This window comes from Vibrio sp. V39_P1S14PM300, from assembly GCF_009904765.1.
Lineage (GTDB): Bacteria > Pseudomonadota > Gammaproteobacteria > Enterobacterales > Vibrionaceae > Vibrio > Vibrio proteolyticus.
Window position 1 is genome coordinate 1 of sequence record NZ_WXWP01000330.1, and the last position, 5711, is coordinate 5711.

Below are 5711 nucleotides of genomic sequence, written 5' to 3' on the forward strand. Positions count from 1 at the left end.
AGATGAGACCTCACACCATTGGCGTCAGCATGGTTTTTCCTCCAGACACAGACACCGATATGTATCCACGAGAAAAACAAAACCAAATACCTGAAGCGAAAGCATTAAGTAAGCACGGAACAGTAATCAGTCCGGATTTAGTGGCCAATAAATTAATAAAAGCCATTGAAAAAAGTCAATTCGAAGTACTTTGTAACAAAGAAAGCATATTAGTTAAAAAGTTTAAGAACTTATTTCCATCATTGTATTACAAAACGCTAGATCGAATTATTGATTCTTCACTCTAATATTAACAACCATTACATTAAGGAAAATGTAAAAATGAACGAAAAGCTCAACGATTTTTATCAATACGCCAAAATCATGGTCAGTCACAACATTGCTCATCTCGATCTGGATGACATCGTCGAAAACGGCTTGTATCTCCGTTCTGGCGGAAAAACAATGCGTAACTATGGTTCTTGCAGCTACTTGTGTGTTGAAAATGATCCGCGCCTGAAATCGGCGGCGATTGCCGAAATTGAACGCAGTGGTACACAACTTTCCGCTTCCCGAGCGTATATGTCTCACCCACTGTACAGTACCATCGAGAATAAGCTTAACACGCTTTTCGGCGGACATGTTTTATTGACCGCGACCACAACACTCGGTCACTTGAGTGCTCTGCCAGTATTGGTTGAACGTGGGGATCTTCTACTGGTCGATCAGCAAGCACACTCAAGCATTCAACTCTCTGCCAAAGTTGTTGCGGCGTCTGGCGCCGAAGTGAAAGTGGTGAAACACAATAATGTCGAAGCGATCAAACAAGCTTTGGAAGACGGCCAACATTACCGGAAAATCTGGTATGCCACGGATGGTGTATTTAGCATGTACGGCGATTTAGCGCCACTGAATGAACTGCGCGATTTGCTAGAACAATACCCTAACTTCTGGCTATATATTGATGATGCTCACGGTGCAGGATGGCGCGGACAGAATGGCAAAGGTTTTGTTCTGGGTGAACATGACTTGCATGACAGAACGGTGGTCGCCATTTCATTCTCGAAGTGTTTCGGTGTCGCTGGCGGCGGCTTGGTGTTACCGAATCAGGAACTGTACCAACTGGTGCGTTACTGTGGCCCGGCGTTTTCGTTTGGCGGCCCTCTTCAACCGGCGAACCTCGCAGCGCTCAACGCTTCTCTGGATCTGTTCATGAGTGACGAAATTGCACAACTGCAAGGTCAGCTATTTGATTTGATTGAATACTTTAATCAGTGCGCTGCAGAACAGGGGCTGCCACTGATCGCTGCGACATCCAGCCCAATCCGCTTTATTGCCGTCGGCAACGAAGAAGTATGCAGCAAGGTCATCAATAAGCTGATGGGCCGAGGTATCTATGTCAACATTGGTGCGTTTCCTGCCGTTGGTAAGGGCAAGTCCGGATTACGTATCGCACTGAATATTTCTCATACTAAACAAGATATCGATGTGCTTTGTCGCGAGATCGCCATCTGTATGAACGAAGCCATTAACGAAGCGATGTTAGAGCAAGAGGGTTGTTATACTGAAAACGTCTTGCTGAAAGCATTCAACAAAGAAATTTCGTGTGAAAACGTCATCAAGAAAATCAAAAGCTCCGCCTGGAGCCAGATGCGCGTTGCCAGTTAATCTTCTGATCAAAGCGTTTCAACTGCGCTTAGTTAAGTAGATAGTTAAGCCCCAAAGGCATTGATGCTGTAGGGGCTTAGTTCATTTTAGAATACTGCTGCGTTACGCTCGGTTTACCACTGTCGTACGCGCGAGTTTGTCTCCGATTCGCTGGCGACGCTTAGACAATATAAACACCGCGTCCAGTACTCCGAGAACTGGCGTAAGAATATTGCGAAGCAAAGATTGCCAATACGTACAATAGTGTCCGCTGCGCCGGTCTATCACCGACATACCCAACATCTTTTTCCCCAGACTTTGCCCGTTAGCGAACCCGTCTGAAAAAACAAAATACACACATGCCGGAATCAATGCATAACCACCGATATACTCTTTGGAAACAGACAACCACTCAACAAACGCAAAGCTCGCCAGGAAAATGCCCCAGGCGATGAGCATGTCGATCATCTGGCCCAGATAGCGCCTACCCGGACTGGACAAAACGTTGCTTAACCTCCGCTCCTGCGGAGATAACTCTATTGAGGTGACCTCTGGTTCTACCGCCTCAAACTCGTGTTTTGCCTGACTGCACCTGACTTCGATTCTCACGTTACTTATTCCATCCTGTGGTATGTAGCATACAATACTGTGGCCGTTACAGCCACAGTATTGCTACGCGATACATTCTTGTGGTCGATAGCGGTATCTAAACATTAATGACCAGGCCAAAAGAACTCGATCCGAATACCGCTCGGCTCGAAACACATCATGTGTTTGGCTGGGCCTTCACCGATTTTCTCTGGCGCAAATTCCACCTCAACACCGGCGTCCATCATACGTTGATAAACCGCGTTTAAATCAGCTTCTTTGTCTAACGCCAGTGCCAAGTGATGAAGCCCCACGTTTCGTTTTCGATCAAAGGTTATCGCACTGTCGGTTTGTACTTCCCAGAGCGTCAGCATAATGCGACCATCGCTGACAAAAATGGCCGGATACGCCGGATTGCGCTTCACTTCTTTCCAACCCAGCAGATCAACAAAAAAGCGAGCACTTTCTTCAAGTTTTGATACCGTCAATCCAATATGGTGAGTCCCGCATGTCATTGAAGTCATAGAGTTTCCTTATTCACTAATATAAAATCAAACTCATAATCAATAATGCCTATCAATAGAACAAGCAGTGTGAACTGAAGAAGATGTTCTAATCTTTGAAACAATCTTTTTCAGCTAAGTTTTACCTTTTGGTAACTCATCAAACTCAACTAAGTGATGGATGCCTTTTGACCATTGCACCTGACGGCTCACAAATATTTTAGCATCCGGAGTCTGTAAGATTGGTGTGTCCAGGCAACCCGCAGGAACCATCAAGAAGCTATGTTGATTATCTAAGGAAGGCACTGGGGAACCACATTGCTGGCAAAAACTTTTCTGATGCAAGCTACCGGGTAAACGATATGTTGTAAGCAACTCTTGTCCACAGTGCCAGAAAATATTGGACGGAGGGATAAACAAGCTGGCAGCATGAGCCGAACCGCTGTCTTTTTGACAATGTTTGCAATAACAAAGATAGAATCCGTCAAATGGCCCTGTCACATCGAAACGGATACTGCCACACAAGCAAGAACCTGAATATCGCGGACGCATTGCCTTCTCCTTTGCTCATATTGTCAGACTAACGCATATCGACGCCAGATAAAGCAGCTAAGACGAATAACATCAAGCCTACGAAACTTAACGGCAGCAGAGCAAACAGGTAAGCGAAAAATACCGCGCCTTTGTACGCTAACGTTGCTTTAACCTGGGCACGTAGGCATTTGTGCATCCATACGGTTCCAATCACTGAGCAGATGCACCACATTCCGGCCGTAAACCAAATCAGTTCGTCACTGCCACGCTCTAGCACGTTGACCGTTACGACGAAAAATGCGCCATGCATTAAAACCAACAACGAGAAAAACTTGAACATTGTCTTCTCACTTAGCTTACTGGTTTCATTGTTGGTCGTGATCGACTCAACAACAGGCTTAGTCATCCTTGCCTTTCCTTGCTGTATAGACCAACTTAGCCACTTTTTTGTACATCATTTAATATTTGGCTGGATGTATCGTAATTATATTGGCGGGCGATTTTCTGTGAGAAAAACAACTGAGGGAGTTCATACACCACCAGACCAACAATTAACAAAACCGGCCAACGATAACCTAAGGACAAGCCAATAATGGACCCAACGAGCAAGGTAAACTCAATAGCAAAGACTTTATATCTTTTTAAATAGATATGATGAAACCCGCCTAAAAACAACCAGTTAAGTACGGCATACGTATCTGGATCTTTCAATTCACGAACCTGGCGTTGATAGAACGCTTTTTTCTTTTCTTCAGTCAGTGAATTGACCTTACTTCTGAGGTCTTCTTCTTTCTCTTTCAGCTCTTCCCATGGTTCAAGCAGTCTCATCAAGGTACCTCATCATATATTTTTTCAATCAGATTTGGGTTATTGCAACGTTTAATTCGCGAGATCCCCAGTTTCCAACCCTTGATTGCACCATATTTCTCAATGCATTGTTTTGTGTATTCTGAACAAGTCGGTTCAAAATTACATTCAATATTCAGTAGCTTTTTAGAACCACCGCTACGTTGGTAGCGGTGGATAAGCTTTAAAGACACTATCTTGAGCAAGATTAGCGGCCTAGCGTGATCAGAACAGCTTCACGTTTCCAGAACAACATGAATCGCTTCTGCTCTACAATTTGAAAAACAACCTGCCAACCATCTTGTGCATACTGATTCAATTCAGCTTCCATTTTCTGAACCGGAAGGCCACTTGCTCCGAGAAAAATCGTACCGCAACCGCCTTCAACAATGTGAACTACTTTATACTCTGTAAACTTTGTCATTATTTAACCAACTATCTCTTTTAAATTTATCATTTGGCACACTGGCCGGTATAACAATAAAAATCACAACATGAACCTAAAATACAAACACTGACGTACACCGTTTCTGACAGATTAAATTCATTCTTGTGTCACCACCTATTAGACAACCAATACGGTAGCGACCGCGATTATACAAAACTGAGATATTGAGCCATTTAATTATTCACAGTGAATTTCTTATTTTATCGAATAAGTGATCTAAATCACTGTGTGAACAAATAATAATGACAAAGGCAACATTAAAATCGCGTATTTTCACCAACATAGAGAAAGACCACCATTTTCGCTCACGTCGGTGCATTGAAGTAGTGAATGTTTTGATTTTGTCTGGCTCAACTGGTTTCAGCCAATAAAAATGCCTCGAAGTGAGGCATCTTAGTCGCGCGATGTTAACCGGCTAACTGAGGCAAAAATGAAATATCCATATAATATTTATTTGGATCGCTCTGATCTATCAGAACCGTGACTTCACCACCTTTAATATGCTCACTCGGATCAAACCAGATGTTGTCACTCATGAAGACATGCAGCTTCGACGTTTTAGGATTTGTCCACTGAGCCGTAATTTGGTATGGATTACGGCCATTGGCGATGACTGAACTATTAAGTTGCACTCCTGCCAATTTCGCCTTAACTGGCTCGCCATTCCTTTTTAAATATGCAACCCGATTATTTTTCCAACAGCCAAAAGCAATCATTGACGCCCCAGTCAGAAAAAACACCGCTCCTAGCCCGCCGAGGATGACGGCCCCACCCCACAATGAAAAAAAGCTGTCGATCATGGCATCTTCGGGAAAGGAAGGATTATAAAACACATCGACTTTCTCACCGATATCAAACGCAGGTGGATTACTGCTGCTGGAAGAGGTGATTTCAACTAAAGAACCATCTGAAGCAGTAAATGCCACCAGCGGCCGATAAGTATTTGAATCACTCGAACGCGAAAGCAACAGATCAACCACCGTGCCTTGCGTTATTTGTGATTGACTGAGGAAGCTTTGAGTGTTGGCAAACATAAAATAGGCGCCAATCAACATGCCAAGCCCGATGACGGAGAAGAAGTATTTTACTATTTTTATTGTTTTCATTGAGTTGCTCATAATCTGATGGATAGGGATTTTTGATCATTCACTCAGTGTCTTGCATAA

General features: G+C 43.7%; 10 protein-coding genes. 2 read left to right on the forward strand and 8 right to left on the reverse strand.

Annotated elements, in window-relative coordinates:
- A partial coding sequence (locus tag CAG65_RS17240) for a hypothetical protein (RefSeq protein WP_202599440.1) occupies positions 1 to 287 on the forward strand: 287 nt, incomplete at its 5' end.
- Between the two features lie 34 nt (positions 288 to 321).
- A complete protein-coding gene (locus CAG65_RS17245; RefSeq protein ID WP_161454408.1) occupies positions 322 to 1647 on the forward strand; it encodes an aminotransferase class I/II-fold pyridoxal phosphate-dependent enzyme in 1326 nt (441 codons plus the stop codon).
- A 102-nt stretch (positions 1648 to 1749) separates the two neighbouring features.
- On the opposite strand, the gene CAG65_RS17250 is transcribed toward CAG65_RS17245, so the two are convergent.
- The 8 genes from CAG65_RS17250 to CAG65_RS17285 form a co-directional block, all read right to left on the reverse strand.
- Positions 1750 to 2235, reverse strand: a complete 486-nt coding sequence (locus CAG65_RS17250) for an RDD family protein (protein ID WP_337247567.1) — start codon at positions 2233 to 2235, stop codon at positions 1750 to 1752.
- A 104-nt stretch (positions 2236 to 2339) separates the two neighbouring features.
- Complete coding sequence (locus CAG65_RS17255; RefSeq protein ID WP_161454409.1) at positions 2340 to 2738, reverse strand: VOC family protein; 399 nt, start codon at positions 2736 to 2738, stop codon at positions 2340 to 2342.
- 114 nt (positions 2739 to 2852) lie between these two features.
- Positions 2853 to 3269, reverse strand: a complete 417-nt coding sequence (locus CAG65_RS17260; protein ID WP_021705358.1) for a GFA family protein — start codon at positions 3267 to 3269, stop codon at positions 2853 to 2855.
- A gap of 28 nt (positions 3270 to 3297) precedes the next feature.
- Positions 3298 to 3657, reverse strand: a complete 360-nt coding sequence (locus CAG65_RS17265; RefSeq protein ID WP_161454410.1) for a hypothetical protein — start codon at positions 3655 to 3657, stop codon at positions 3298 to 3300.
- 29 nt (positions 3658 to 3686) lie between these two features.
- On the reverse strand, positions 3687 to 4079 hold the full coding sequence (locus CAG65_RS17270) for a hypothetical protein (protein ID WP_161454411.1): 393 nt from the start codon (positions 4077 to 4079) through the stop codon (positions 3687 to 3689).
- A complete protein-coding gene (gene yidD, locus CAG65_RS17275) occupies positions 4079 to 4291 on the reverse strand; it encodes a membrane protein insertion efficiency factor YidD (protein WP_245580791.1) in 213 nt (70 codons plus the stop codon). The genes CAG65_RS17270 and yidD overlap by 1 nt, the downstream gene beginning before the upstream one ends.
- Positions 4292 to 4305: 14 nt before the next feature.
- A complete protein-coding gene (locus tag CAG65_RS17280) occupies positions 4306 to 4521 on the reverse strand; it encodes a DUF4177 domain-containing protein (protein WP_021705361.1) in 216 nt (71 codons plus the stop codon).
- Positions 4522 to 4952: 431 nt separating this feature from the next.
- A complete protein-coding gene (locus tag CAG65_RS17285) occupies positions 4953 to 5651 on the reverse strand; it encodes a DUF3592 domain-containing protein (RefSeq protein WP_161454412.1) in 699 nt (232 codons plus the stop codon).
- Positions 5652 to 5711 lie beyond the last annotated feature (60 nt).

What these genes read in the sequence shown, in the direction of transcription:
- CAG65_RS17245 (WP_161454408.1), top strand. Translation starts at nt 322, where the DNA reads ATGAACGAAAAGCTCAACGATTTTTATCAATACGCCAAAATCATGGTC.
- CAG65_RS17255 (WP_161454409.1), bottom strand. Translation starts at nt 2,738, where the DNA reads ATGACTTCAATGACATGCGGGACTCACCATATTGGATTGACGGTATCA.
- CAG65_RS17260 (WP_021705358.1), bottom strand. Translation starts at nt 3,269, where the DNA reads ATGCGTCCGCGATATTCAGGTTCTTGCTTGTGTGGCAGTATCCGTTTC.
- CAG65_RS17265 (WP_161454410.1), bottom strand. Translation starts at nt 3,657, where the DNA reads ATGACTAAGCCTGTTGTTGAGTCGATCACGACCAACAATGAAACCAGT.
- CAG65_RS17270 (WP_161454411.1), bottom strand. Translation starts at nt 4,079, where the DNA reads ATGAGACTGCTTGAACCATGGGAAGAGCTGAAAGAGAAAGAAGAAGAC.
- CAG65_RS17280 (WP_021705361.1), bottom strand. Translation starts at nt 4,521, where the DNA reads ATGACAAAGTTTACAGAGTATAAAGTAGTTCACATTGTTGAAGGCGGT.
- CAG65_RS17285 (WP_161454412.1), bottom strand. Translation starts at nt 5,651, where the DNA reads ATGAAAACAATAAAAATAGTAAAATACTTCTTCTCCGTCATCGGGCTT.